This window comes from Sphingomonas humi, assembly GCF_039536725.1.
GTDB lineage: Bacteria > Pseudomonadota > Alphaproteobacteria > Sphingomonadales > Sphingomonadaceae > Sphingomicrobium > Sphingomicrobium humi.
On sequence record NZ_BAAAZD010000002.1, the window covers coordinates 12,267 to 37,288 of the forward strand.

General features: G+C 66.8%; 26 protein-coding genes. 14 read left to right on the top strand and 12 right to left on the bottom strand.

Translation table 11 applies throughout. The annotated features are described in order from the left end of the window. Positions 1–14: 14 nt before the first annotated feature. Positions 15–1,052 (top strand): glycoside hydrolase family 43 protein, encoded by a 1,038-nt coding sequence (locus ABD729_RS07850; protein WP_344709668.1) that lies wholly within the window; start codon positions 15–17, stop codon positions 1,050–1,052. Here ABD729_RS07850 and ABD729_RS07855 read toward each other — a convergent pair. Genes ABD729_RS07855 through ABD729_RS07865 form a run of 3 tightly spaced genes read right to left on the bottom strand, consistent with a single transcriptional unit; the run spans position 1,049 to position 3,494 of the window. Then, positions 1,049–1,978, bottom strand: a complete 930-nt coding sequence (locus tag ABD729_RS07855) for a Gfo/Idh/MocA family protein (RefSeq protein WP_344709669.1) — start codon at positions 1,976–1,978, stop codon at positions 1,049–1,051. The two genes, ABD729_RS07850 and ABD729_RS07855, sit on opposite strands and share 4 nt — an antisense overlap. After that, entirely contained in the window at positions 1,975–2,604 is a 630-nt protein-coding gene (locus ABD729_RS07860) for a 2-dehydro-3-deoxy-6-phosphogalactonate aldolase (RefSeq protein WP_344709670.1), read from the bottom strand. The genes ABD729_RS07855 and ABD729_RS07860 overlap by 4 nt, the downstream gene beginning before the upstream one ends. Next, the gene (locus ABD729_RS07865) at positions 2,601–3,494 is read right to left on the bottom strand and encodes a 2-dehydro-3-deoxygalactonokinase (protein ID WP_344709671.1); all 894 of its coding nucleotides are present in this window, start codon (positions 3,492–3,494) and stop codon (positions 2,601–2,603) included. Before ABD729_RS07865 ends, ABD729_RS07860 begins: the two co-directional genes overlap by 4 nt. Here ABD729_RS07865 and ABD729_RS07870 point away from each other — a divergent pair. Genes ABD729_RS07870 through dgoD form a run of 3 tightly spaced genes read left to right on the top strand, consistent with a single transcriptional unit; the run spans position 3,493 to position 6,941 of the window. Then, positions 3,493–4,431: an SMP-30/gluconolactonase/LRE family protein gene (locus tag ABD729_RS07870; RefSeq protein WP_344709672.1), complete on the top strand. Its 939-nt coding sequence runs from the start codon at positions 3,493–3,495 to the stop codon at positions 4,429–4,431. The genes ABD729_RS07865 and ABD729_RS07870 overlap by 2 nt on opposite strands. A 57-nt stretch (positions 4,432–4,488) precedes the next feature. Beyond that, a complete protein-coding gene (locus ABD729_RS07875) occupies positions 4,489–5,787 on the top strand; it encodes a family 1 glycosylhydrolase (RefSeq protein ID WP_344709674.1) in 1,299 nt (432 codons plus the stop codon). Beyond that, positions 5,787–6,941 carry a galactonate dehydratase gene (gene dgoD / locus ABD729_RS07880; protein ID WP_344709675.1) on the top strand — a complete coding sequence of 385 codons (1,155 nt, stop codon included), beginning with the start codon at positions 5,787–5,789 and terminating at the stop codon, positions 6,939–6,941. Before ABD729_RS07875 ends, dgoD begins: the two co-directional genes overlap by 1 nt. 39 nt (positions 6,942–6,980) lie before the next feature. Here the strand turns inward: dgoD and ABD729_RS07885 are convergent, their stop codons facing one another. Continuing rightward, positions 6,981–7,283, bottom strand: a complete 303-nt coding sequence (locus ABD729_RS07885) for a hypothetical protein (protein WP_344709676.1) — start codon at positions 7,281–7,283, stop codon at positions 6,981–6,983. Between the two features lie 127 nt (positions 7,284–7,410). Here ABD729_RS07885 and ABD729_RS07890 point away from each other — a divergent pair, with 127 nt between their 5' ends. Genes ABD729_RS07890 through ABD729_RS07900 form a run of 3 tightly spaced genes read left to right on the top strand, consistent with a single transcriptional unit; the run spans position 7,411 to position 9,876 of the window. Continuing rightward, complete coding sequence (locus tag ABD729_RS07890; RefSeq protein ID WP_344709677.1) at positions 7,411–8,310, top strand: aldose 1-epimerase; 900 nt, start codon at positions 7,411–7,413, stop codon at positions 8,308–8,310. Then, on the top strand, positions 8,307–9,092 hold the full coding sequence (locus ABD729_RS07895) for a ZIP family metal transporter (RefSeq protein WP_344709678.1): 786 nt from the start codon (positions 8,307–8,309) through the stop codon (positions 9,090–9,092). The genes ABD729_RS07890 and ABD729_RS07895 overlap by 4 nt, the downstream gene beginning before the upstream one ends. Before the next feature lie 37 nt (positions 9,093–9,129). After that, complete coding sequence (locus tag ABD729_RS07900; protein ID WP_344709679.1) at positions 9,130–9,876, top strand: energy transducer TonB; 747 nt, start codon at positions 9,130–9,132, stop codon at positions 9,874–9,876. Position 9,877: 1 nt separating this feature from the next. On the opposite strand, the gene ABD729_RS07905 is transcribed toward ABD729_RS07900, so the two are convergent. The 3 genes from ABD729_RS07905 to ABD729_RS07915 all read right to left on the bottom strand — a co-directional run bounded on the left by ABD729_RS07905 (position 9,878) and on the right by ABD729_RS07915 (position 12,551). After that, positions 9,878–10,672 (bottom strand): energy transducer TonB, encoded by a 795-nt coding sequence (locus tag ABD729_RS07905; RefSeq protein WP_344709680.1) that lies wholly within the window; start codon positions 10,670–10,672, stop codon positions 9,878–9,880. A gap of 40 nt (positions 10,673–10,712) precedes the next feature. Continuing rightward, positions 10,713–11,489: a potassium channel family protein gene (locus tag ABD729_RS07910; RefSeq protein WP_344709682.1), complete on the bottom strand. Its 777-nt coding sequence runs from the start codon at positions 11,487–11,489 to the stop codon at positions 10,713–10,715. A 114-nt stretch (positions 11,490–11,603) separates the two neighbouring features. Continuing rightward, a complete protein-coding gene (locus tag ABD729_RS07915; RefSeq protein ID WP_344709683.1) occupies positions 11,604–12,551 on the bottom strand; it encodes a hypothetical protein in 948 nt (315 codons plus the stop codon). A 206-nt stretch (positions 12,552–12,757) separates the two neighbouring features. Between ABD729_RS07915 and ABD729_RS07920 the strand changes: the two genes are divergently transcribed. Both ABD729_RS07920 and ABD729_RS07925 read left to right on the top strand, forming a co-directional pair. Continuing rightward, on the top strand, positions 12,758–13,036 hold the full coding sequence (locus ABD729_RS07920; protein ID WP_344709685.1) for a hypothetical protein: 279 nt from the start codon (positions 12,758–12,760) through the stop codon (positions 13,034–13,036). Positions 13,037–13,349: 313 nt separating this feature from the next. After that, on the top strand, positions 13,350–13,475 hold the full coding sequence (locus ABD729_RS07925; RefSeq protein ID WP_344711357.1) for a PEPxxWA-CTERM sorting domain-containing protein: 126 nt from the start codon (positions 13,350–13,352) through the stop codon (positions 13,473–13,475). Here the strand turns inward: ABD729_RS07925 and ABD729_RS07930 are convergent. Both ABD729_RS07930 and parE read right to left on the bottom strand, forming a co-directional pair. Continuing rightward, complete coding sequence (locus ABD729_RS07930) at positions 13,452–13,874, bottom strand: GNAT family N-acetyltransferase (RefSeq protein WP_344709686.1); 423 nt, start codon at positions 13,872–13,874, stop codon at positions 13,452–13,454. The genes ABD729_RS07925 and ABD729_RS07930 overlap by 24 nt on opposite strands. A gap of 21 nt (positions 13,875–13,895) precedes the next feature. Beyond that, complete coding sequence (parE, locus tag ABD729_RS07935) at positions 13,896–15,878, bottom strand: DNA topoisomerase IV subunit B (RefSeq protein WP_344709687.1); 1,983 nt, start codon at positions 15,876–15,878, stop codon at positions 13,896–13,898. Between the two features lie 115 nt (positions 15,879–15,993). Here parE and ABD729_RS07940 point away from each other — a divergent pair, with 115 nt between their 5' ends. Continuing rightward, positions 15,994–16,356, top strand: coding sequence for a hypothetical protein (locus tag ABD729_RS07940; protein ID WP_344709688.1), 363 nt, complete (start codon positions 15,994–15,996; stop codon positions 16,354–16,356). Between the two features lie 21 nt (positions 16,357–16,377). Here ABD729_RS07940 and ABD729_RS07945 read toward each other — a convergent pair whose 3' ends face one another. Continuing rightward, positions 16,378–19,314, bottom strand: a complete 2,937-nt coding sequence (locus ABD729_RS07945) for an EAL domain-containing protein (protein WP_344709689.1) — start codon at positions 19,312–19,314, stop codon at positions 16,378–16,380. A gap of 30 nt (positions 19,315–19,344) precedes the next feature. Next, positions 19,345–19,626 carry a PilZ domain-containing protein gene (locus ABD729_RS07950; protein WP_344709690.1) on the bottom strand — a complete coding sequence of 94 codons (282 nt, stop codon included), beginning with the start codon at positions 19,624–19,626 and terminating at the stop codon, positions 19,345–19,347. Positions 19,627–19,887: 261 nt separating this feature from the next. Between ABD729_RS07950 and ABD729_RS07955 the strand changes: the two genes are divergently transcribed. Both ABD729_RS07955 and ABD729_RS07960 read left to right on the top strand, forming a co-directional pair. Then, entirely contained in the window at positions 19,888–20,373 is a 486-nt protein-coding gene (locus ABD729_RS07955; RefSeq protein ID WP_344709691.1) for an Hsp20 family protein, read from the top strand. A 229-nt stretch (positions 20,374–20,602) separates the two neighbouring features. Further along, positions 20,603–22,609, top strand: coding sequence for a cadherin domain-containing protein (locus ABD729_RS07960; RefSeq protein WP_344709692.1), 2,007 nt, complete (start codon positions 20,603–20,605; stop codon positions 22,607–22,609). Positions 22,610–22,691: 82 nt separating this feature from the next. On the opposite strand, the gene ABD729_RS07965 is transcribed toward ABD729_RS07960, so the two are convergent. After that, positions 22,692–23,411, bottom strand: coding sequence for a GcrA family cell cycle regulator (locus ABD729_RS07965; protein ID WP_344709693.1), 720 nt, complete (start codon positions 23,409–23,411; stop codon positions 22,692–22,694). A gap of 95 nt (positions 23,412–23,506) precedes the next feature. On the opposite strand from ABD729_RS07965, the gene ABD729_RS07970 reads away from it, so the two are divergent. Then, positions 23,507–24,304: an ABC transporter permease gene (locus tag ABD729_RS07970; RefSeq protein WP_344711360.1), complete on the top strand. Its 798-nt coding sequence runs from the start codon at positions 23,507–23,509 to the stop codon at positions 24,302–24,304. A gap of 122 nt (positions 24,305–24,426) precedes the next feature. After that, a complete protein-coding gene (locus tag ABD729_RS07975) occupies positions 24,427–24,999 on the top strand; it encodes a hypothetical protein (RefSeq protein ID WP_344709694.1) in 573 nt (190 codons plus the stop codon). The last annotated feature ends 23 nt before the right edge of the window (positions 25,000–25,022 follow it).

Sequence of the window (25,022 nt, forward strand, 5' to 3'; positions counted from 1 at the left end):
TAGGTTCCGGGCTGATGAAAGCCCTGTTTCTCGGCCTTGGCCTGCTGCTCACCGGCTGCGCGACCATGGCGCCGCCGCCCACCTACACGAACCCGGTGATCGACGCGGATTTCCCCGATCCCGCGGTGGTTCGGGCCGAGGACGGCACCTTCTATGTTTATGCGACGCAGGGCGGCGAGCCGATGCGCAACATCCAGGCGGCGCGGTCGCAAGACCTGGCGCGATGGGAGCCGTTGGCCGACGTCCTTCCGGTCAAGCCCGGCTGGGCCAGCCGGACGCAGGATTTCTGGGCGCCCGACGTGGTCCGGCGCGGGAACAGGTGGCTGCTCTACTATTCGGCCAAGCCCGATGCCGCGTTGACCGACGACAAGCGCGGGCTGTGCCTGGCGGTGGCGACGGCGAGCAGGCCCGAAGGGCCGTTTACCGACAAGGGGTCGCCGCTGCTGTGCGGGGAAAGCTTCGTCAACATCGATCCGTTCGTGTTCGACGATTCCGCGACGGGGAAGACATGGCTCTACTGGGGATCCGGGTTCGGGCCGATCAAGGTGCAGGAACTGAGCGTCGACGGATTGGGCTTTGCGGCGGGCAGCAAGCCGGTGGAGCTGGTGTCGGTCATCAGGACCGAGGACGCGCGCGAATATCGACGGCTGGTCGAAGGAGCGTGGGTCACCGCACGTGACGGCTGGTATTATCTGTTCTTCTCGGGCGACAATTGCTGCGGGCCGAAGGCGCATTATGCGACCATGGTAGCGCGCAGCCGGTCGGCGACCGGGCCGTTCGAGGTGCGGGATCGGCCGCTCTACCTGGTGCTGGAAGCTAGCCAGCGCTGGGTCGCGCCGGGGCACAACAGCGTGATCCGCGACGATAAGGGGACCGACTGGATCCTTTATCACGCGGTAGACGCGCGGCGGCCGCGGACGAACTCGAGTGACGACATGAACACGCGCCGGGTGATGCTGCTCGACCGGTTGGAATGGGTCGACGGCTGGCCGCGGATCAGGGCGCTGAGCCCGACCGAGACGGCGCAGCCGGGCCCAGTGATCCGGCGCTAGACGGTCACCGCCTCGACTATCTCCCGCTTGCTGACCAGAAGGGAGTCGGCGACCAGGCGGAGGGGCTCGACATCGACAAGGCTGGCGCGCCGGTCGATCAGCTCGGCGAAGGTGGCGTAGAGGTCGGGATATTCGCCGATGCTGCTGGCGGCGACCTCGTCACCATTGAGCTGCAAGCGGGCGCCGCCGTCGAGGAGCTTCAACTGCGCGCCATCGGCGGTTTCGATCACAATCGTCCATTCCTCGCCGTCGGTCTTGCGCCAGTCGAGGCTGGCGGTGAGCGGGCCATCGGCGGCGGGCGAGGTGAAGGCGAGTTCGGCGGCGATCGGGGTGTGGGCGTTCGCGGGGTAGAAAAGCGTGCCTTCGCGCACGAACAGCGGCGCCGGAAGGATGGCGGTGGCGACCGAGAAGGCGTTGATGCCGGGGTCGAACACGCCGAAACCGCCCGCATCGAACACCCATTGCTGGCCGGGGTGCCATTTGTGCACGTCCTCGTGCCAGCTGATCTTCATCGAGCGGAGCCGCTGGCCGGCGAGCAGCTTCTTCGCCGCCGCGACGCCGCCATTGTGCTGCGCATGCCAGGTGGTGAAGAGCGTGGTCCCGGCGGCTGCGGCGAGGCGGCGCAACTCCTCGATTTCGCCAAGCGTGGTGCAGGGCGGCTTTTCGAGCAGCAGGTGAAGACCGCGGGCGATGCACAGGCGCGCGATGTCGAACCGCGGGCCGGGCGGGGTGGTGATTGCCGCGGCCTCGAGGTGGGGGACGGCGGCGAGAAGATCCTCGGCGGAGGTGAAGTTGGGCGCGGGGCCCTTGCCCTGGCGGCTGACGCTGCCGGCCAGTTCGAAGCGCGGATTGCCGGCGATGGCGGGGACATGCTGGTCCTCGGCGATCTTCCCGAAGCCGATGATCGCGGTGCGGATCGGCTTCATTTGGCCGCTCCCGCGACATAGGCCCGGGCGCGGGCGTGGACTTCGTCGGGACTGCGGCCGGGGACGTAGAGGCCCGAGCCGAGGCCAAAGCCGTTGGCGCCGGCATCGAGCCACGGGCGCATGCCGTCGGGCTGGACCCCGCCGACCACGAGGACCGGAAGGTCTTTTGGCAGCACCGCGCGCTGGGCCTTCAGGACCGAAGGCGTGGCGGCTTCGGCGGGGAAGAGCTTGAGCGCCTGGGCGCCGGCGTCCAGCGCGGTGAAGGCCTCGGTCGGGGTGAAATAGCCGGGGGCAGCGACCATCCCGGCCTGGACGGCGGCGCCGATCACCTGCGCGTTGGTGTTGGGGGCGACGATCAGGCGGCCGCCGGCATCCTTGACCCGCGCGACGCTCAGCGTGTCGAGGACGGTGCCGGCGCCGACCAGGGCGCGGTCGCCGAGCGCCTTGGACAGCCGGTCGATGCTTTCGAACGGGTGGGGGCTGTTTAGGGGCACTTCGATGATGTGGATTCCGCCCGCCAGGATCGCCTCGCCAACCGCGACGACCTCCTCGGGCGTGACGCCGCGGATGATGGCGACCAGCGGGCTTGTCCCGAGGTGGCGGGCGAAGTCGGCTTCGGCGGTCATGACAGGCGCTCCACGATGGCGTTGGTGCCGGCGAGAAAGGCCTCCTCGCCGTCGACCTGGCGGTTGGGCCGGCCGAACTGGGTCAGCGCGGCGGCGTACAGCTGGGTCAGCGCCCCGCGGCCCATGACGATCACCTCGCCCTCGGGCATGCCATTGAGGCCGGTGCGGACGTCGGCGCCGATCAGCAGCCCGCTGACGAAGCTCGGCACATCGGCCTCAGCGAGGGTGCCGAGGAGGACGCGGGCGCGGACGGTGAACAGGTCGGCGGTGACGGCCCGCCCTTCGAGGCCGCGGGCGACCCCTTCGGCGAACAGCTTGCCCGGGTGCGCGGGCTTGTCGAGCCAGGCCTTGAGCAGGCTTTGTGCCTTCAGGATCGAGAACATCTCGCCGGTCATCACGGTGCGGAACCAGACCAAGCGACCGCCTTGCATGAGCGCCCATTTGTTGTGCGTGCCAGGATGGCAGATGAGACCGTCGGACGGGCACAGGCCGGCATCGACCGCGCCGAAGAATTGCGTTTCCTCGCCGCGGATGACGTCGGCACGCAGGCCATCGACGAAGCTTGCGCCGGGGACGATGAAGGCGCGGCTTTCGGGGACCTCGATCAGGCCGGCAGCAAGCGTCGCGAGGTCGAGCGGGCAGGGGAGGTAGGGCGCAGGCACCCACCCGCCGCGCGCGCCGACCATCCCTGCCATCAGCAGGGGCAGGTCACCGAGCCGCTGGCGGATCTGCTCCACCGCGGCCGGGAAGCCGCCCGAAGGGACGCTGGTGAAGCCGAGGTCGTCGGCGAATTCCTCCTCGACCCGGCCATCGCGCACCCGCCAGGCGCGCCGATTGGTGGTTCCCCAGTCGACTGCAATGTATCCCTCGGTCCACATGACACCGCTCATGGCAAGAAAAACGCACGGAAGCGACAAGGGTCCTACCCATGTGCGGCAGGAGCGTTATTTTACCGACCCCATGGACGTCACCTGCATAGCCGATGTGAAAGCATTGCTCGGGGAGGGGCCGCACTGGGACCCGCAGACGAGCACGCTTTCCTTTGTCGACATCAAGGGCCGCAAGCTGTTCCTGCTCGATGCGGACGGCCGCGACCTGCGCGAGATCCCGACCCCGTTCAGGATCGGCAGCCTGATCCCGCGGGCGAGCGGCGGGCATATCGCCGGGACCGAGCACGGGATCGCGCATGTCGACCTGGCGCTCGAGCGGTTCGAGCTGATGTTTGACCCCGAGGAAGACCGCGATACCAACCGCTTCAACGATGCCAAGGTAGACCGCCACGGCCGGCTGTTCGCTGGCACGATGGACGACGAGGAGAAGGCCGCGACGGGCGCCTTCTACCGGATCGACAAGAACCTTGCCTGCACCCGGATCGACGACGGGTTCAGGGTCACCAACGGCCCGGCCTTCAGCCCCGACGGAAGGACCATGTACGCAAACGACAGCGCGCGGCAGGTGACCTACCGCTACGACCTGGCGCCCGACGGCACGCCGCTCAACAAGCTGGAGCTTGCCCGCTACGGCGAGGGCGATGGCTATCCCGACGGGATGACGGTCGATGCCGAGGGCTGCCTGTGGATCGCCTTCTGGGACGGCTGGTGCCTGCGCCGCCTGTCGCCGCGGGGCGAGCGATTGGCCGAGCTTCGCGTGCCGGTGCAGCGGCCGACCAGCTGCGCGTTCGGCGGCCCCTCGCTCGACCGTCTTTTCATCACTTCCGCCCGCATCGGCCTGACGGAAGTCGACCTTTCCGCGCAACCTTATGCGGGCGGCTTGTTTATGACGATGCCGGGCGTTGCGGGTATAGCGGAGCAGCCGTTCGCCGGCTGAGATCGTTGACCGCCACTTGAGCGGTCGCAGTGCCAGGAGGCAACAATCGCCAATTTCATGTTCGCCACGGGGATCGAGAATTCCATCCCCACCATCAACGGCGGTAAGACCCGCGTCGACCAGATGGAGGCGTCGGACCATTACCGGCGCTGGCGCGAGGATTTCGACTGCGTCCAGGATATCGGGATCGAATATCTTCGCTTCGGCCCGCCGCTGCACAAGACCTTCCTCGGCCCCGGCAAATATGACTGGGAATTCGCCGACCTGACGCTGAACGACCTGAAGCGGCGCGAGATCACCCCGATCGTCGACCTGTGCCACTTTGGCGTGCCCGACTGGATCGGCAATTTCCAGAATCCGGACTTTGCCCAGCAGTTCGCCAATTACGCCGCCGATTTCGCCGAGCGCTATCCGTGGATCCAGCTCTACACCCCGGTGAACGAGATGTTCATCTGCGCCGCCTTCAGCGCCAAATACGGCTGGTGGAACGAGCAGGAGCGGACCGACCGCAGCTTCGTCACCGCGATCAAGCACATCGTGAAGGCCAATGTGCTGGCGATGGTGGAGATTTTGAAGCGGCGCCCGGACGCCATCTTCATCCAGTCCGAATCAAGCGAATATTTCCACGCCGACAGCCCCGCCGCGATCGGCCCCGCCGAAGTGCTCAACAGCCGCCGTTTCCTGACGCTCGACCTCAATTACGGGCGGCGGGTCGACAGCGAGATGTACGAATATCTGATGGATAACGGGATGACCCGGGAGGAATATCACTTCTTCCTCGGCAACCGGGTCAAGCAGCACTGCATCCTGGGCAACGATTATTACTGGACCAACGAGCACCGGGTCCACGCCGACGGACATACCGAGGCGGCGGGCGAGACCTTCGGTTATTGCGAGATCACGCGGCAGTATCACAACCGCTACCGCCTCCCGATCATGCACACCGAGACCAACCTCAAGGAAGGGCCGACGGGGCAGGAAGCGGTCCAATGGCTGTGGAAGGAATGGGCCAACGTGCTGCGCCTGCGCAACGTGGGCATCCCGACGGTGGGCTTCACCTGGTACAGCCTGACCGACCAGGTCGATTGGGACACCGCGCTGCGCGAGAAGAACGGCAACGTGAACCCGCTCGGGCTGTATGACCTCGACCGCAACATCCGCAACGTCGGCAAGGCCTACAAGCAACTGATCAAGGACTGGCGCGACGTGCTTCCGGCCTCGTCGGTATGCCTGGCGGTGCCGATCAAGCCGATCGGGCAGGATTGCTGGCCACCGGCGGTTACCTCCTCGCCCAATGCGGCGGAGAACAAGGGATTCGCGATCACCGACGTCCACCCGGGCACGGAGGCGGCCTGATGCCCCTCGGCGAGCTCAAGATCGGGCGGATCGAGACCTTCCTGGTTCCGCCGCGCTGGCTGTTCGTGCGGGTTGAGACCGTGGACGGGGCAAGCGGCTGGGGCGAAGCGAGCCTCGAAGGCCATGCCGAGGCCGTCAACGGCGCTTTCGAGGCGATCCGCGACCGCTTCATCGGCCATGACGCGGCGCGGATCGAGGACATCTGGCAAATCGCCTACCGCGGCGGTTTCTACCGCGGCGGGGCGGTGCTGATGAGCGCGCTGTCGGGGCTCGACCAGGCGTTGTGGGATCTGAAGGGCAAGGCGCTTGGCGTGCCGGCGTGGGAACTGATGGGCGGGCGCGTCCGCGACCAGATCCGCGCCTATGCCTGGATCGGCGGCGACAAGCCGCACGAGATCGAGAGCGCCGCCGCGGCCCGCAAGGCGCAGGGCTTTTCCGCCGTCAAGATGAACGCCACCGCGGAGCTCGACTGGATCGGCACGCCGCGCCTGTTCGACGAGGTTATCAGCCGCGTGCAGGCAGCGCAGGCGCAGGGCATGGACGTGGGCCTCGATTTCCACGGCCGCGTGCACCGGCCGATGGCCAAGCAGCTTGCCAAGGTGCTCGAGCCGCTCGGCCTCCTGTTCATCGAGGAGCCGCTGCTGAGCGAGAATCCGGAAGGACTGGCCGATATCGCCGGGCTGGTGTCGACCCCGATCGCGCTTGGCGAACGGCTGTATTCGCGGTGGGACTTCAAGCCCTTCTTCGAACGCGGCGCGGTGGACATCATCCAGCCCGACCTCAGCCATGCCGGCGGGATCAGCGAGTGCCGCAGGATCGCCGCGATGGCCGAAGCCTATGACGTGGCCGTCGCGCCGCACTGCCCGCTGGGTCCGCTGGCGCTCGCGGCCTGCCTGCAACTCGCCGCCAATGCGCCGAACGTCGCGATCCAGGAAATGAGCCTCGGCATCCACTACAACGTCGGGCACGACCTACTGGAGTTCATCACCGACCCCGAAGTGTTGAGCCCGGTTGACGGCTTCCTGCCCATTCCGACCAAGCCGGGTCTTGGCGTCACCATCGACGAGGCCAAGGTGCGCGAGGTGGCCAGGGACGGCCATCGCTGGCGCAACCCGATCTGGCGCCACCGCGATGGCAGCTTCGCCGAATGGTGAGGTGAACCGCCCCGCCGTTGCAGGGCGGAGAAGCGAGCGTCAGGCGGCCTTGCGGCGGCGCTTGGACGCTTGTTCGTACGGAACGTCGTCGAGCTTGGCGGCAAGCGCCGCGAACTCGGCGCCGACCGCGCTATATTTGGCGTCGGCAGCCTGTTCCTCGACGGTGAGCTCACGCCAGTAGGTGATCGAGAGACGACGTCCGAACACGTCATCGCCGCGCATCTTCAGCTCCGGCTCGGCCGTTTCCGGCAGGCTGTCGCGGATCGCGTTCAATGTGGTGATCAGCCGGTCGAGCGACGTGTAGTCGCTGACTTCGATATAGTCCTTAACCCGTGTGCGCATGATCGCATCCTTGCCCGTGCTCGGGAACCGGTAAATCGCGCCCTGACAACAAGTTCGCAAGCCGAAGGAGAGGTATTTATCCCCAGATCAGTTGCGATGCCCTGAACAAGCGGCCAAGAACGGGTTCATGTTGCAAGCAGACCACATGTTGCTGACGCTGGAGGCCGGTTCGCTTGCGCTGAGGATCGCTCCGGCGACTGGCGGGGCGATCCACGATTTGACGTTCGTCGGGGATGGCAGCCGCATTCCATTGCTGCGCGCGCCGCGCGAAGGCGCCGACCATGTGCTCGACATGGCGAGCTTCCCGCTGGTGCCGTTCGTCAACCGCATCAGGGGCGGACGCTTCACCTTCCGCGGCCGCGAGGTCGTGATCCGGCCCAACATGGCGAACGACATTTCGCCGCTGCACGGGCAGGGCTGGCTGGGCAGCTGGACGGTCGAGCGCAGCAGCGCGCGGGAAGCCGAATTGCGCTTCGTCCACGAGGCCGGCGAATGGCCGTGGGCCTATGAAGTGCGGCAGCTGTTCTCGCTCGAAGAAGAAGGGCTGACGCTTCGGCTGGAATGCCGCAACCGTGACGTCACTCCGATGCCCTGCGGGCTTGGGCAGCATCCCTATTTTCCCTGCACCGGCGAAACGCGGATCCGCACCAGCGTCCGCACCGCCTTCGAGATCGACGAGCATGTGCTGCCGGTTGGCGAAGTGCCTGCGGTTGGCCGCTACGACCTTGGCGATCGTGCGGTCTGCGGGCAGGGGCTCGACCACGGGTTCGGGGGCTGGGGCGGCGAAGCGGTGCTGAGCGATCCCGCATGGCCGGGGCCGCTTCGGCTGTCCAGCGAGGAAGCGCGCTTCTTCCAGCTTTATTCGCCCGAAAGCGGCGGCATCTTCGTCGCCGAGCCGGTCACCCACGCCAACGCCGCGCTGAACGAACCCGAAGAGCGGTGGGGCGACCTTGGCCTGAAGGTGCTTGAGCCGGGCGAGGCGATGGCGCTGACCATGCGGCTTGCGATCGACGGGACCGCTGCATGAGCCTCGGGCTGGTCGCCACGGGTACGTTGGCGAGTTTCCTTGCGGGGCAGGCGACCACGGTCGGCGCGCTTCCGGTCTTCTTCATGCGGTCGATCAGCCAGCGCACGCAGAACATCTTCCTCGGCTTTGCAGCGGGGATCATGCTGGCGGCGAGCTTCTTTTCGCTGATCATCCCGGGCCTGAACGCGGCAGGCGACCTTCATGGCGGGAACAAGACGGTTGCTGCGCTGATCGTTGGGGCGGCGATCCTGCTGGGGGCGGGAACGCTGCATCTCCTCAACCGCGTCGCGCCGCACGAGCATTTCATCTCCGGACCGATGAGCGGCGCGGAGAAGAGCAAGCTGGCGCGGATCTGGCTGTTCGTGATCGCCATCTCGCTGCACAATTTTCCCGAAGGGCTGGCAGTGGGCGTGAGCTTCGGCAGCCCCGACCATACCGCCGGCTATGCCACCGCCTTCGGGATCGGGCTGCAGAACGTGCCGGAAGGGCTGGCCGTCGCGTTGAGCCTTGCCGCGGTCGGCTATGGGCGCGTCTTCTCCTTCGTGATCGCGGTGCTGACCGGCCTGATCGAGCCTGTCGGGGGCTTCCTCGGCATTTCCGCGATCAGCCTGTCGAGCGAGTTGCTGCCATGGGGCCTCGGCTTTGCTGGCGGGGCGATGATCTGGGTGGTGTCGAGCGAGATCATTCCCGAAACCCACCGCGACCATCAGGAAGGAACCGCCACCTTTGCACTGATGGTGGGGCTGGCGGTGATGATGAGCCTCGACTGGATCTTCGGCTGACGGAGCCGCCGCAGGGCGCCCGGCGTTCAGGACGGCGATGCAACGATCGACGCTGAGACGACGTGACCGGGCCGGGGCTGCTGCCTTGGTGGTGCTGGTCCATGCGGCGGTGATCGGCGGACTGCTGTCGCTGGCGCCGGCGGGGTCGATCACGAGGACGCTTCAGCAGCCGCTCCAGGTGTTCGACGTGGTGCTGCCCAAGCCGCCGCCCCCGCCCCCGTCGCCGGTGGTGGAAAGCCGCGCTGCGCCGAAGGAGGGGGGCGCCGCTGCGCCGCCGGCGAAGAAGGCCGAACCCTCGCCGGTCAAGAAGGTCGAGCCGGTCGTGAAGCTGCCGCCTCCGCCGCCCCCGGTCGTTGCCGCGCCGGCTCCTGGGACGGGGACCGCTCCAGCCAGCGGGGCAGCGCCGGTCGACGGGCCTGGCAGCGGCGCTGGCGGACAGGGCAACGGCACGGGGTCGGGCGGCGCGGGATCGGGTCCGGGCGGCGGGGGCGATGGCGGCGCGGCGACGAGGCCGAGCCTCGCCTCGAGGCCGTTGACGCAGCGCGACTATGGTTCGGAGAACCGGCGCGCGTGGCCGTCGGGCAAGCGGGTGCTGGTGACGTTCGACGTGCTGCTGAACGGGCGTGCCAGCGACTGCAGGGTGTTCCAGTCGAGCGGGGTGCCGGAAATCGATGCCGAAACCTGCGCGCTGGTCGTGCGCAAGCTGCGTTTCCGGCCGGCGCGGGACGCCGCGGGGCGGCCGGTGGTGGCGCGTTATGGCTATGCGCAGGTGGCGCAATTCTAGCCTAGTCGCGGACCTCGACCGGATCGACCCAGCGGTCGGCGCCCTGGCGCGGAAGCCATTCGAAATTGCCGGGCGTCCAGGCTTCGACCGGGCGGCCGGCGGTGTCGCGGGCGGGGCGGAAGCGGAGTCGGCGTGAGGCGGCGGCGCAGGTCGCGCCGTCGAGCGCGCCGATACCGCTGGAGCGCGTGATGCGGCATTCGAGGATCCCGCCGTCGCGGCCGATCAGGAGGCGAAAGCTGACCTGGCGCGGGCGGGAGAGCTCGAGCCCGCGGGGCGCGTCGCGTTCGAGGATGTCGCCCGACACATAGTCGGGGCCCTGCGCCACGCCGCCGCCGCCACCGCCGCCGGTGCCATTGCCCGAGCGGCCCGCGCCGAGCCCGTCACCTTCGCCGCCGCGCCCGGTCCCCGGCCCATCGACCGGTGCCGCGCCGGGATTGGGGGCCGAGCCGGTGCCGGGAAGCGGGGAGGCGGGGAGCGGCGGGGGGATGGGTAGCTTCACCTGAGGCGGAGGGGCGACGACCGGGGTGGGGGTGTTCTTGAGCGCCGGGGGAGCGGCGGCGCCTTCGGGATCCTTGGCGCGTTCGGTCGGCTTGGGCGCTGCTTCGGGCAGCATCGGAGTCGCGGGAGGATCGGGATCCTCTTTGAGGTCGAGCAGGGTCAGCGGTTCGGCCAGCTTTGCCGGGGAGGGCGTGACCCCGAGGCCCGTCAGCAGCGCATAGGCGAGGGCGACGTGGATCAGCGCGGCAAGCCCGATCGAGCGGGCCCGGTCGGCCGGAGAAGCGAGCTGGCGGCGCATGGTTCCTCCTCTAACCTCCTGCGGCTGAACCGCTTATTGCTTAGCCCTCGGCAAGCAGGCGGGCGGTGACGGTGACCGGATTGACGACCTGACTGGCACCCGCGGCCTCGGCGATATCCTCATTGTCCTGATTGCGGATGGCGATCGCGATGGGGAGGCCGGGGGCAAGCTTGCGAGCGGACAAAGCGATCAGGATCCCGGTGTCGTCGCGCCCGGCCGAGACGATCAGGCGGCGGGCCTGGCCGATCCGGACCGCTTCCAGTAGCTCGTCGCGGCTGGCATCGCCCTGGATCACCGCGGCGCCCAGGGCCCGCGCCATCTCGCACGCCTTTTCGCAGCAATCGATCACCACCAGCTCGGCCGGCTTCAGCCCGCCGGCGAGCAGGCGTTCGGCGGTGCTGCTGCCGTTCTTGCCGAAGCCGGCGATCACCACATGGTTGCACAGATCCTCCTGGATGCGTTTCATCCGCCACCTTTCGTAAACCCGCTTGAACAGAAGCTCGAACGCCGTGCCGAGGAAGATCAGCCAGATGAAGAGGCGGATCGGGGTCAGCAGGAAGGCATCGATCAGCCGCGCCTTTTCGGTCACCGGCACGATGTCGCCATAACCGACCGTAGTGACGGTGATCATGGTGAAATAGAGCGTGTCGGCAAAGGTTACGACGCCGTCGAGATTGTCCTTCAGCCCGTCGCGGTCGAACCACAGGAAGCAGAAGGCGACCGCGAGCAGCGACAGCGCCATCCCCGCCCGCATCGCCAGCATCCGCCACGGCGAGGCCATCGAGCGGCGGGTCAGGTGAGGAAGCTCGCGGATCATGCCGCGCGGGTAACGAGCGTGGGGGTGGGGGTGGTTCCTTTCGCGGGTTTGTGCGGGGCGGGAGGGTGTGGATTGCTTCGCGTTGCTCGCAATGACGGCGGCGGTGGTTGCCTGCTAGGCCTGCAGGGACGGCGGTGAGGCGGTGGGGGCGCCGTCGCCGGGCGGGAGCAGCAGGCCGGTGTCGTCGTTGCCGCCGTGGCTTGCGAACACATCGAAGAAGCGGGCGTGTTCGGCGTGGACGGGCGCGAACTGGCGATCGACCCAGCGGTCCAGCGCGGTTTCCTCCGCGACGGTGCAATAGCGCTTGTAGCCGGGGCTTCCGGGCCAGCGGTCTTCGGGCGCGAGGTCCTGGATGACGAGCGGGTCGAAGGTGTCGCCGCCGAAGGGAAAGTCTTCGCAACCGTCATCGAAGGCCCGAGCCTCATCCTCGGCGGCGCGGTCGGCGGGGGGCGGGAAGCTGGTCTGCCAGCCGGTGGGCGTGCGGACGATGCGGGGGTGGGGGTGATCGAGGGTGGGGATAAAAGCCCGGTCGTCCACTTCGTCCACTTTGCCGAAACCGGCGAATTCCGCGTCGCGCGCGGCGATGCGGGCGGCCTGCGCGGCGGCGAGGCGTTCCTTTTCCGCCGCGGCCTTGTCGGCGGCGGCGCGCTCGGCGGCCTTGCGGTCGAGGCGCTTGAGCAGCGCGAGGCCGAGGCGGGTGTCGGTGAAATGCCGTTCGCCGGTCAGTTCGCCGTCGCGGTAGTAGCGTTCGACCGAGCCCTTGAAGGCATGGGTGAGGAGTTCGTCGGCAAGCCTGGGCAGCGCGCCGTCGAGCAGCGCATCCTCCCAGGCGAGGGCGAACAGCGGATTACGCCGGCGCGCTTCATAGAGGCCGGACTTGGCCATACCGACATGGGCGCAGGCGGTCTCCACACAGCCGGTGGCGGCGAGCGCATCGACGAAGGCAGCCATGCGGGCGGGGGTCCAGCCGTCGAGCCGGGTGGCGCCTTCGCCGGCGAGCGCGAGGCGCTGGGCGAGGGGGGTGGAGTCGTCGAGAGTGGCGGGGGTGGCGGGTGTGGCCATCTGGTGATCCGGAAGTTGCTGATCCGATCAATGTACCAAATAGGTTATGTGTAGGAAAGGGTGTTTTGCAAGCCCGCGCGAGCAGAACAAATCTGGACCCGGACTTCACTTTTGACGGTCAATTCAAGGAGAAATCACGCTTGTGCCAGCTCTTCCCACCGACCGCAGCGACTTATCGTCGTACCTTCCGGTGCGTCGCGTAAGCAGTGACCCTGAAGTCGCAGGACGATGTCGAAAGGACGGCTATGAAAAAGCTAAACGCGAGAAGCATCATGCCGGGTATCAGGAAGCTTCGAGCCGATCTCGATAGATGGCAACTTCTGAATAAAACCCTCTTCTATTCCGTACTGAGCCTGGCCAGCCTCATCCCTTTGAGCCCGGCGCAGGCCGCGGTCATCTTTCAGAACGACTTCAGCACGGGATTAAGTGCAGCCGAAGCAGTCAATGGGGTTCTTGTCGTTGCTGATGGTCGCGTCATAAACTAACCTATTCTTGTTAAATCTACGGATGTGGGTGGATACGTTATAAACCTGGATCTTACGGGTGTCACAGACGCCATTTTCTCTTACGATTATAGAGTATTTACCGAAGATGAGGGGTTTGGTTTTCTCGGCGTCGACTACAATGGTGTGAATCAAGCCATGTACACCGGACTAAAAGCTGGAAGTAAGCTTCCAACTAGCGTCCGGGCCCGCACAGATCATTTTCACGTTTCGCGCTGAATATTCGTTCGTTGGCGGTGTGAGTATCGACAATGTGAAGGTAGTCGGGGACCGCGCTGCCAGTGAGGTTGCTGCAGTGCCCGAGCCCGGGTCCTGGGCCCTGATGCTGATCGGCTTCGGTGGAATCGGCATGATCATGCGTCGTAGACGGCTGCGCTCGAGCCTCGTCCTGCCAGCCTTATGCCGGCCGCTTGAAGAGTAGTTGTCCGTCGGAGGTGAGCCCGTGCTGGGTCCAGCCTGAGCGGCGGTAGAATAAAGCCGCGCGGCTTTCCGCTTCGGTGGTGAGGGAAAGCTCGGCGCAACCCGCGGCGCGCGCCCCGTCGAGCAGGGCGGCGTGGAGTGCGCGCCCGACGCCGATCCCTGAATGCGCTGGAGCGACGAACAAGGCCCAGACGGTGCCTGCCTCCGCGTCGATGGCGGCGAAACCGGCAATGGTGCCCGCCACCTCGGCGACCCACGCGCGCTGCCCTTTCACGTAGGGCACGTAGGACGCGTAGGTGATGCTGCTGCGGTCCGAAAGGCGGTTCTCGCGCACGGCCTTGCGGACCTGGTGCATGGCGGCGATGTCCGCGTCCGTCGCGAGCCTGATGACGATGTCCACTTGGCGCGAGTGCCCAGGCACCTAGGCGTCCAGCTCTTCCCCGCTGACCGCCGCTGCCCGGCTCTGGATGAAGGCGAAGCGGTGTTCGGGGTTCTTGCCCATCAGCCGCTCGACCAGGTCCTTGATCGGCTGGCGGTCTTCATACTGGCCGGGGAGGGTGACGCGCAGGAGGCTGCGTGTCGCGGGGTCCATGGTCGTTTCCTTGAGCTGGTTGGGGTTCATTTCCCCAAGGCCCTTGAAGCGGCTCACGTCGACCTTCTTGCCTTTGAATTCGCGCGCTTCGAGTTCGGCGCGGTGGGCGTCGTCGCGGGCGTAGAGGGTCTTGTTGCCCGCGGTCAGGCGGTAGAGCGGCGGCTGGGCGAGGAACAGGTGGCCGCGGCGGACCAGTTCGGGCATTTCCTGGAAGAAGAAGGTCATCAGCAGGGTCGCGATGTGGGCGCCGTCGACGTCCGCGTCGGTCATGATGATGATCTTTTCGTAGCGCAGGCTCCCCTCGTCGAACTTGTCGCGGATGCCGCAGCCCAAGGCCAGCTGGAGGTCGCCCACTTCCTGGTTGGCGCGGATCTTGTCGGCGGTGGCCGAGGCGACGTTCAGGATCTTGCCGCGGATGGGGAGGATCGCCTGCGTCTTGCGGTTGCGAGCCTGCTTGGCCGAGCCGCCGGCGCTGTCGCCTTCGACGATGAAGAGTTCGGTGCCGGCGGGTTCATCGGACGAGCAGTCCGTGAGCTTGCCCGGCAGGCGGAGCTTGCGCGCGGATGTAGCGGTCTTGCGCTTCACCTCGCGTTCGGCGCGGCGCTTGAGGCGTTCCTCCATCCGCTCGACGATCGAGCCCAGCAGCGCTCGGCCGCGGTCCATGTTGTCGGTCAGGAAATGATCGACATGGTCGCGCATCGCGCCTTCGACGAAGCGCGCGGCTTCTAGGCTGGTGAGGCGGTCCTTGGTCTGGGACTGGAAGTGCGGGTTGCGGATGAACACCGAGAGGTAGCATTCGCAGGCCTGCATCACGTCGTCGGCGGTGATGTCCTTGGCGCGCTTGTTGCCGATCAGCTCGCCGAACGCGCGGATGCCGCGGGTGAGGGCGGCGCGCAGGCCCGCTTCGTGGGTGCCGCCGTCGGGGGTCGGGATGGTGTTGCAATAATATGAGGTGAAGCCGTCGCTCCACAGTGGCCAGGCGACTGCCCATTCGCAGCGGCCCTGGCCGTCGGGAAAGTCGGCGGCACCGGCGAAGGGCTGGGCGGTGACGCACTCGCGGCCTTCGAGCTGCTCGGCGAGCGCGTCGCCGAGGCCGTTGGCGAACTGGAGCGTGGCCTGCTCGGGGACCTTGTCGGAGGCGAGCGAGGGGTCGCACTTCCAGCGGATCTCGACCCCGGCGAACAGATAGGCCTTGGAGCGGGCGAGGCGGTAGAGGCGGGCGGGATCGAAGGCGAGGTCGCCGAAAATCTCGGGATCGGGGTGGAAGGAGACGGTGGTGCCGCGGCGGTTGGGGGCGGCGCCGGCTTCCTCGAGGGGCCCAAGCGCGACGCCCTTGGCGAAGCGCTGGCGGTAGAGCTTCTTTTCGCGCGCGACCTCGATCACGGTTTCGGTCGAGAGGGCGTTGACCACGCTGATGCCGACGCCATGCAATCCACCCGACGTGGAGTAGGCCTTACCTTCGAACTTGCCGCCCGAGTGGAGCGTGGTGAGGATGACCTCGAGCGCGGACTTGCCGGGATATTTGGGGTGCGGATCGACCGGAATACCGCGGCCATTGTCACTGACCGTCAGGCGGTTGCCGGGTTCGAGGTGGATCTCGATGCGCGAGGCGTGGCCGGCGACCGCCTCGTCCATGCAATTGTCGATGACCTCGGCCGCGAGGTGGTGGAGCGCGCGCTCGTCGGTGCCCCCGATGTACATTCCGGGGCGGCGGCGCACGGGCTCAAGCCCTTCGAGCACCTCGATCGCGGAGGCGTCATAGTCGGATGCAGGCGGAAGTGGTGCCCCCCCGGGCCCAAACAGGTCGGTCATGGTGGCGAGAGTGTAGGGGAGTGGACGCGCGAAGGGAACAGGGCGCGAACGGGTCGCCGGTGGGCGCAGGACATGGTAGAGAGCAGGGGTTCAGAACAATACGGGAGGCTGATCCATGCGAGTCCACCTGTGTGCCCTGGCGTTCGCGGCGATGTCGAGCAGTGTGCTGGCCGCCGACCTGTTGCCCCTCAGGCAGGGCATCTACGTTCCGCTATCCCGGGCCTGCCGCGGCGCGCCGAACAGCGACATCGTCAATTATTGGGGCGGCAAGTCGTCGATCGGCGTCGCGCAGGCCGAATGCACGGTCAGCAAGATGAGCAAGAAGGGCAATGTCTACACGCTGCACGACAGCTGCAAGGACATCCAGAGCGGCGACCTGATCGAGGGCGGACCGACGGTGGTGACGGTGAAAAGCCCGACCAGCTTTGCGATGAGCGGGGTCACCTATCGTTATTGCGGGACCAAGGTGCAGTTCTGAGCCGGGCCTGGCCGAGCGCGGTCAGGCGAGGAGCGGGGCCATTTCGGTCAGCCACGCCTGTTCGCCGAAGGTGCAGTCGCGCAGGTCATCGAGTTCGAGATGGCCGAGGTTGGCGCGCATCTTCACCACATCCCAGCTTTGCGTCAGCGTGCGGTAGGGCTTGCGGGTGCTGAGGTTGGGCAGGACGTAGGGGCAGTCGCCGAGGCGGGCGAGACCGCCGAGGACGGCGACGGCCGATGCGGTCAGGCGGTGGTCGCGGTGCCCGTTGCCGCCGGGCAGCGGAATGCGCCAGGTGCCTTCGGCCAGGTCGAGGTCTGACCAGCGCATCGCCAGCACTTCGCTGGTGCGGGCGCCGGTCAGCATCAGCACCGCCATGATATATTTGAGCTGGCGGTTGGGGCTGGCGAGGGCGGCGGCGAGCAGCTGGCGCGATTCATCGATGCTGATCGGGGCATAGCCCTGCGAGCGCCGGCCGAAGACTTGCTCGTTGCCGACCGGGATCTCGTCGGCCTTGACCAGCTGCATGTCGACCGCGAGCGCCCACATCCGCGCGGTGAGCTTGCGCAGCTGTTCGACGTCTTCTTCGCCGAGGCCCGGGGATCTCTCGGCGGCGAGCGAGGTGACGTATTTGCCCACCTCGTTCCAGCCGAGCTTGTCGGCCGAACGCTGGCCGAAGCGCGGCAGGAAATGCTGGGTCAGCGCTTCCTCGGCGGCTTCGACGGCATGTTCGTCGCCCGAGATGCTGTCGAGATATTCGCGCGACAGGTCGCGGAAGGTGGCGGGGCCGGGCGCGGCCGCCCTGGCCGGCTGGCTTTCGGCGGACAGCGGCGGGGTGAGACCGAGCCGCTGGCCGAGCTGTTCGAGGGTTTCGTCCTTCTCGACCGAGGGAAGGACGCGGTCGGGATCGCCGGGCTTCGGCAGGCCAAGCGTGGCAACCGTATAGGCCGACACGCGCCGCCGGGTGCACAGGGTGCCGGTGCCATCATCTTCGAGCGGCGTATCGAATTGGACCCCGAGCTGGCGGCCGACTGCCCTGACGACCTTGGCGAAGGCCAGCTGCCCGTCGCCCAGATCGACGATGATCATGCTGTTCGCGGGGACCCCGTCGATGCCTTCGATCAGCGCGCCGGTGTCCGACAGGTTGCGGATGATGCCCGAGCGATAGGTGTTGTCGAGGAGGACGCCGGCCTTGCGATAGATCGACTGGCGGTTGCTGCGCTGGTTCGACGGCCCGGTCGGTTCGATCGCCCATTTGCCGTCGGCGAGGCGGTCCTGCAGGTCGGCCGAGGTCAGCGCCTTGCTGTAGACCCAGCCCTGGACATGGCTGACGCCGAGGCGGCGGATGAGGGCGAGCTGGTCGAGAAATTCGATGCCCTCGGCGGTCGTGTCCATCCCCAGCGCTTCGGCAAGCGCGACGATGGCGGCGATGATCGCGCTGTTGCGGGACCCCGGAAGGGTCGCTTCGCGAACAAAGGTCTGGTCGATCTTGATCTTGTCGAACGGCGCGCTGCGCAGGTAGCCGAGCGAGGAGTAGCCGGTGCCGAAATCGTCGAGCGCGAGGCGGACGCCGATCTTCTTCAGGGTGGCGAACATGTGGGCGGCGACCGCGGTGTCGCCGAGGAAGACGCCTTCGGTGATCTCGAGCTCCAGCCGGTTGGCCGGAAGGCCGCTGCTTGCAAGGGCGGAGATGATGGTGCTGGGCAAGGTCCCGTCGGTGAATTGCGCGGGCGAGACATTGACCGCGACGCGGATGCTTCCGGGCCAGCTTGCGGCGTCCTCGCAGGCCTTGCGCAGCGCCCAGTCGCCAAGGTGCGAGACGAGCCCGGTATCCTCGGCGATCGGAACGAACACCGCCGGCGAGATCGGGCCCTTGGTCGGGTGGTCCCAGCGCATCAGCGCCTCGACCCCGGTGATCCGGTTGGAGTGGCAATGCACCACGGGCTGGTAGACCAGCCGCATCTGGTTGCGGACGAGCGCGTCGCGCAGATCCTCTTCGAGGACGCGCTTTTCCTCGGCCGAGGCGAGCAGGTCGGTGGAGAAGAACTTGAAGCGCCCGCGCCCGTCGAACTTCGAGGCGTAGAGGGCGAGGTCGGCATTGCGGATCAGCTCGACCCGCTTGAAGCCGTCCTTGGGCGACACGGCGATGCCGATCGACGCCCCGATGACGCAGCGGCTGCCGTTGACCGAATAGGGCTGCGAGAGGCTGTGGATGATGTCGGAGGCGAGCGCTTCCACCGAGTGCTGGTCCGCGCGGTCCGAGACGATCACCTGGAACTCGTCGCCGCCGAGGCGGAACACGCGTTCCTTGTCGCCGACAATGGTCATGAGACGGCCCGCGACCTGGCGCAGCAGGGCGTCGCCGGCGGGGTGGCCGAGGGTGTCGTTGACCTGCTTGAAGCGGTCGAGATCGACCAGCATGACCACGCAGTTGCGGCGATGCTGTTCGGCGCCGGCAAGGATGGCGTCGAGGGATTCTTCCATCTTGCGGCGGTTGGGGAGGCCGGTCAGCGCGTCATATTCGGCGAGCCGCGATGCGCGCTCCGAGGAACGGCGCTGGTCGGTGATGTCGATCGCGCTGCCGCGGAACCCGCGAAGATTGCCCGCCCGGTCGAAATGGGGGTCGCCCGACACCGCCCAGAATTTTTCGAGGCCGCTGCGGACCGGGCGCAGGATCACCCCTTCGAAGGGCGAGCATTTGGTCAGCAGGAAGGGCAGGTTGCGGCGCCCGCTGTCATCATCGCCGCTGATCATGAAGATGTCGGTGAAGCGCTGCCCGATCAGGTCGCGCTGCGACATGTCGAGCAGGGTAGCGACGCTTTCGCTGACATAGACCAGGCAGCCGGCGTCATCGACCGACCAGAACCAGCCCTGCGACGAGCGTTCGAACGCCTGCATGAGAAGCAGCGCTTCTGCCGTCGACTGCTTGTTGTCGAACTGCCGTGCGAGCGAACCGAACAAGGATGTTTCTCCGATGACCCTGCAGGTTGCTCAGTGCGCGCGGCGGAAGCGGAGGCCGGCGCGGCCAAGGCGTCCCCAGCGCACTTCGGCATCGAAGCGGCCCATGCGCGGAAGGCTGATCGAGACCCATTCGCCGACGCTGAGATAGTGGCGCACGCAGCAGCCATCGAAGGAGAAGTTCTCGACCCGGACCGCGCGGGGGCGGCCGTCGCTGCCGAGCAATTCGGCCGTGATCGCGACCGGATGGCGGGTGCCCCGCGCCCTTTGCTGGCCCGCCACGAACGACTGCTCCCCACCACGATTCGCTTCCATCCAAAATGGATAGGATCCGAGCTGTGAAGCGCCGGGTAAGCGATATGCCTAACGCGGCCTCAACCTGTCGTGGCGGGGGCGTGGGGGGGTGTCCGGCGCTTCGGCGACACGGTGTGTGCGGGGCGGCTTAACCCTCTTGAAGCAGGAAGGGAGGTTTCCAACATTTGTGGTGCCGGGCGCCTGTTGAGGGCCTGGTGACGGGCCGGCGACGACCAGTCCCCGGTTCGCCTTGTTGCTCAAAGAGTGAAGAGGACAAGAACCATGCGTAATTCGTTCGATTTTACCCCGTTCCGTCGTTCCGCGGTCGGCTTCGATCGGTTGTTCGACATGCTGGAAAGCAGCGCTGCGTCGAGCGCGGCGGAGAATTATCCGCCGTTCGACCTGATCCGCGAGGGCGAGCACGATTACCGCATCGAGCTTGCGGTGGCGGGTTTCAAGCGTGACGAGATCGAGATCACCAGCCACCAGAACGTGCTGATCATCCGTGGCCGCAAGGGCGACGACAATGGCGCCGACTATATCCACCGCGGGATCGCGACGCGCAGCTTCGAGCGGCGCTTTGCGCTGGCCGACCACGTGCAGGTGACTGCCGCGGATCTTGCCGACGGCATGCTGGCGCTGACTCTGAAGCGCGAGATCCCCGAGGCGATGAAGCCGCGCCGGATCGAGATCGGCGGCACTGCCGCGGCCCCGCGCCACGACACGATCGAGAGCAAGGCCGAACAGCGCGAGGGCGCCGACGCCTAACGCCTGACGCCGTTGCGGCAGTGACATGAAAAGGGCTCCGGAGGCGAGTGCTTCCGGAGCCCTTTTTGCTGTTCGGGGGCGGCGTGTAGCGATGGCACGCCACGAAAAGTTTACTTATTGTTAATAACAGAGGACACTTCCCTGCCGCGACTCGGGACTAGCGTGACGTTGCAGCTTCGGCTGGCGCCGCCGTTTGCGTGAAACCCACCCGGGCGCGTGGAGAAGCGCCATGGCCAAGCCGACAACGACGGGACCCAACCCCAACAAACTGCCCCTCGACCGCCTGCCGATCGCTCGGCTGGCCAATGTGCTGCCCCCCGACAACCCGCTCATCGCCGCGCTCGATCCGCCGCCGTCGGCCCCGGTCGACCTGGACGGCGCCGCGGGCGCGTCGGTCCCGGAAAACCTGGCGATCGGGTCCGCGGTCGGCATCACCGCCTTTGCGATCGACCCGCAGGGCGACGAGGTCCGCTACAGTTTTGGAGCGGACGGAAGCGGTGCGCCGATCCTGCTGAGCGACGGCTTTGCGATCGATCCGGTGACCGGGGTCGTCACCCTGGCGGCACCGCTCGATTACGAAAGCAGGGCCGATTATGCCCTGCCGGTCATCGCCACCGACAGCGGCGGCAGGACCAGCATGACGGTGTTTACCGTCACGGTCACCAACGTCGCGCCCTCCGCGCCGGTCGACGCCAACCCCGCGCCCAACCGCCTGGCCGAGACGGCGGCGATCGGGAGCGACAGCGGGATCCAGGCCAGTGCCATCGATCCCAATGGGGGCTCGGTGCATTATTTCTTCCGCGATGCCGGGGGCAATCCGGTCCAGACCCTGGGCAAGTTCACCATCGCCGCCGACACCGGCGTGGTGACCCTTGCCGGCGCGCTCGATTACGAGACGGCGGCGAGCCACAGCCTGACCATCTACGCCAGCGACAGCAGCGGCGCGGTGAGTTCGTCCCAGCATGTCGTCGCGGTGACCGACGTCTTCATTCCCGTCGCGTTGCAGGTCGTCGCCGGGGATGCCACCTTGTTCGGACAGCCGACCGACAATTTTTTCCCCGCCATTTCGGGTGACGGCACGAAGGTCGCTTTCCAGAGCCTGGCGACCAACCTCGTTTCCGGCGACACCAACAATTTTGAAGACATTTACGTCAGGAACCTCCTCACCGGCGCCATCGAACGGGCGACGACCAGTTCGAGCGGGGTGCAGGCGAACAACCGGTCGTATCACCAGAAGATTTCGTACGATGGTTCAAAGGTCTTCTTCACCAGCGATGCGAGCAATCTCGTGGCCGGGGACACGAATGCGAGAGCCGACGTGTTCATAAAGGATCTGGCGACGGGCGCGGTGACGAGGTTGTCGACGACCGCCGCCGGGTTGCAGGGCAACGGTCTCACCTTCCTCAACGCGATTTCGGCGGATGCCAAATTCGCGATCTTGCAGAGCCTGTCGACCAACTGGCTGACCACCGATGTCAACGGGACCGGTGCCGACCTGTGGATCAAGAATGTCGCGACCGGCGAGCTCAAGCTCGTTTCCGCCAATGCGGCGGGCGAACAGGGTAATGGTTTCGCAGGGATCGGCGCGGTGTCGGCCGACGGGCGCTATGTCACGTTCGGCAGTAGCTCGACCAACCTGGTGCCCGGCGACACGAACGGGGCGTCCGACGCCTTCATCAAGGACATGCAGACCGGGGCCATCACGCGGATCACGAATGGCGGCGTCGAGCTGGACGGGCTTGCCGCGCCGCTGGCGATTTCCGGCGATGGCCAGAAGGTCGCGTTCGTCAGCCGCGCTGCGAGCCTGGGGAATACCGACTTGAAGTCCGACCTCTTCATCTTCGACGTCGCGAGCGGCACCATCACCCCAGTGCGTACGGCGGCGGGCGACGAGCAGAACGGCCAGATCGACAACACTCCATTCTTCACCGCTGATGGCAGCCATCTGTTTTTCCAAAGCTCGGCGTCCAATTGGGTCGCGGGCGACACCAACGGGGCGACTGACATCTTCATGCTGGACGTTGCCTCGGGGGTGGTGAGCCTGCTTTCGCGGACCCTCGATGGGACGCAAGGGAATGCCGACAGCTATGGCGTGAGCGTGTCGGCCGACGGGAGCCGGATCGCCTTCGGAAGCCAGGCGACGAACCTGGTCGCGGGCGACAGCGATCCGCAGTCGGATGTCTTCGTGCTGACCTTCGACCATTATGCCGCCAGCCCGTCCTACTGGGTGATCTGACGGGCCTTCATGCCGAGCGGGCAAGAAAAAGGGCTCCGGAGGCGGGTGCTTCCGGAGCCCTTTTCGTGACTGTGTTGCGGGCTTAGCGGACCCGCGGGCCGCCGTAGGGCAGCGGGGGCGGGGGGCGGCGGTCGCGGCGCGGGAGTTGCGCCTGGTAGGCGACGCCGCAGTGCTGGACGCAGTAAGGATAGCCGGGATTGGCCTGCTGTCCGCAGAAGTGGAAGTCGGGCTCACCCGGGTGGCCGAGCGGCCACTTGCAGATGCGGTCGTTGAGGTCGAGTAGCCCGGTCTTGTCGGCCATTTCGGGCGCGGGCTTGGCGGGAACCAGGCGGCGCGGCGGGGCGGGCGGGATCGGCGCCTGCTGTTCGCCCGGACCCTGGCGGACGAAACCGCCCGGACCGATCGAGCGATAGACCATCACCGTCTCGCCAGCCTTGGCGGCGGGAGCGGCCGGGGCAGCGGCGGCGGCCGGGGCGGCAGCAGGCACGTCGTCGGGCATCGGCGCCGCCGTTTCGAGGATGGCGGCGATCGGCGGCTTTTCCCGGACCTTGGACGGGGTCGCGCGCTCGGCCGCGGGGGCCGGAGCCGAAGCGGGAGCGGCGGAAGCAGCGGCGGCGGCGGCGGCAGGCTTGTCCTCGCCCGGCTTCACCGGCGAGGGGCGCGAATCGAGGCCAAGGCGGTGGGCCTTGCCGATCACGGCATTGCGGCTGACCCCGCCCAGTTCCTCGGCAATGACGCTTGCCGTCTTGCCTTCGGCCCACATGGCCTTCAACCGCTCGATCCGTTCGTCAGTCCAGCTCATCTTCTTCGATTCTTTCCTGGGCAGCTTGTGGTTGCCGCATGAGGGGGAAGCCGATAGTCGCTCAAGGCGTGAACGACCAGCCCTCATCCATCCGCATGGCGCCGGGACAGGCGCGTCTGCGAGGCGTCAACTGGGGCGGCCTCCGGACCCTCTATGTCAAGGAGGTGCGCCGGTTTTTCAAGGTCCAGACCCAGACCATCTGGGCACCGGCGGTGACCACGCTGATGTTCCTGATCATCTTCTCGGTCGCGCTGGGCGGGGCCAAGCGGCAGGTGATGGGCGTGCCCTTCCCGACCTTCATCGCGCCGGGGCTGATCATCATGGCGATGATCCAGAACGCCTTCGCCAATTCGAGCTTTTCGCTGCTGGTGGGCAAGATCCAGGGGACGATCGTCGATTATCTGATGCCCCCGCTGTCGACCGGCGAGCTGATCGCCGGACTGGTCAGCGCGGCGGTGACGCGGGCGGTGCTGGTCGGCTGTGCGGTGTGGCTGGCGATGCTGCTCTATCCCGGCGTGCACGTGACGGTGCAGCATCCGCTGAGCGTGATCTGGTTCGGGCTGATGGGGTCGCTGCTGCTGAGCTTCCTTGGCCTTGTCACCAGCATCTGGGCGGAGAAGTTCGACCATGCGGCGGCGGTCACCAATTTCGTGGTCGCGCCGCTGTCGCTGCTTTCAGGCACCTTCTATTCGGTCGAGGCGCTGAGCCCGCTGTTTCGGGGGATCAGCCACGCCAATCCCTTCTTCTACGTGATTTCGGGCTTCCGCCACGGCTTCCTCGCCGAATCCGATTCGCCGATCTATTTCGGTGCGGTCCTGCTGCTGGTCCTGAACCTCCTGCTGTTCGCCCTGTGCTACGGGCTGCTGCGCAGCGGGTGGAAAATCAAGAACTGAGGATTTTCAGGCGCTTGGCCGTTTTGCCGGCTGAACGGGTGATAACGGGTGCGTTCAGCGTGGCGCTTCGAAGCAGGGCGTAGAACTTCTCTCATCAAGCCTCGATGAGGGAGTTAAAGCACATGAAGAAGTTTCTGTTCGCCGCCGTTGGCCTCAGCGCCATCGCCGCCGCCGCGCCGGCCTCCGCGCAATATTACAACGGCTATCAGCAGGCGCCTTACGGCTACAACCAGTATGGCTATGGCAATCAGCAGCAGCTGATCCAGATCTATGCCAGCCGGGCCGACCAGCTGCGCCGCCAGGTCGAGCGTTTCGACCAGCGCAACCGGGTCAGCGACCGTGAGGCGAGCCGCCTGCGCAACGCCGCGATCGACCTGCAGAACCGCGTTCGTGTCTATGCCCGCAACGGGATCGACCCGAACGAGCAGCGCGATCTCGACAATCGTTTCGCGCAGCTTCAGCAGCGGATCGCCTACGAAGCCCGCGACGGAAACAACCGCTACGGCAACGGCTATGGCCGCGGTGTCGGCGGCGGACGTGACCGCGACCGGGACGGCCAGTGGGATCGCCGCGACGGCTGGGTCGACGCCAACCGCAACGGCATCGACGATCGCCAGGAGCGTGGCATCATCGACCGCGACCGTGACGGGCGTGACGACCGCTACGAGGACGATCGTGGCCGCTATCCGGGCTAAGGTCTGACCGCGTCAAAGCGGGC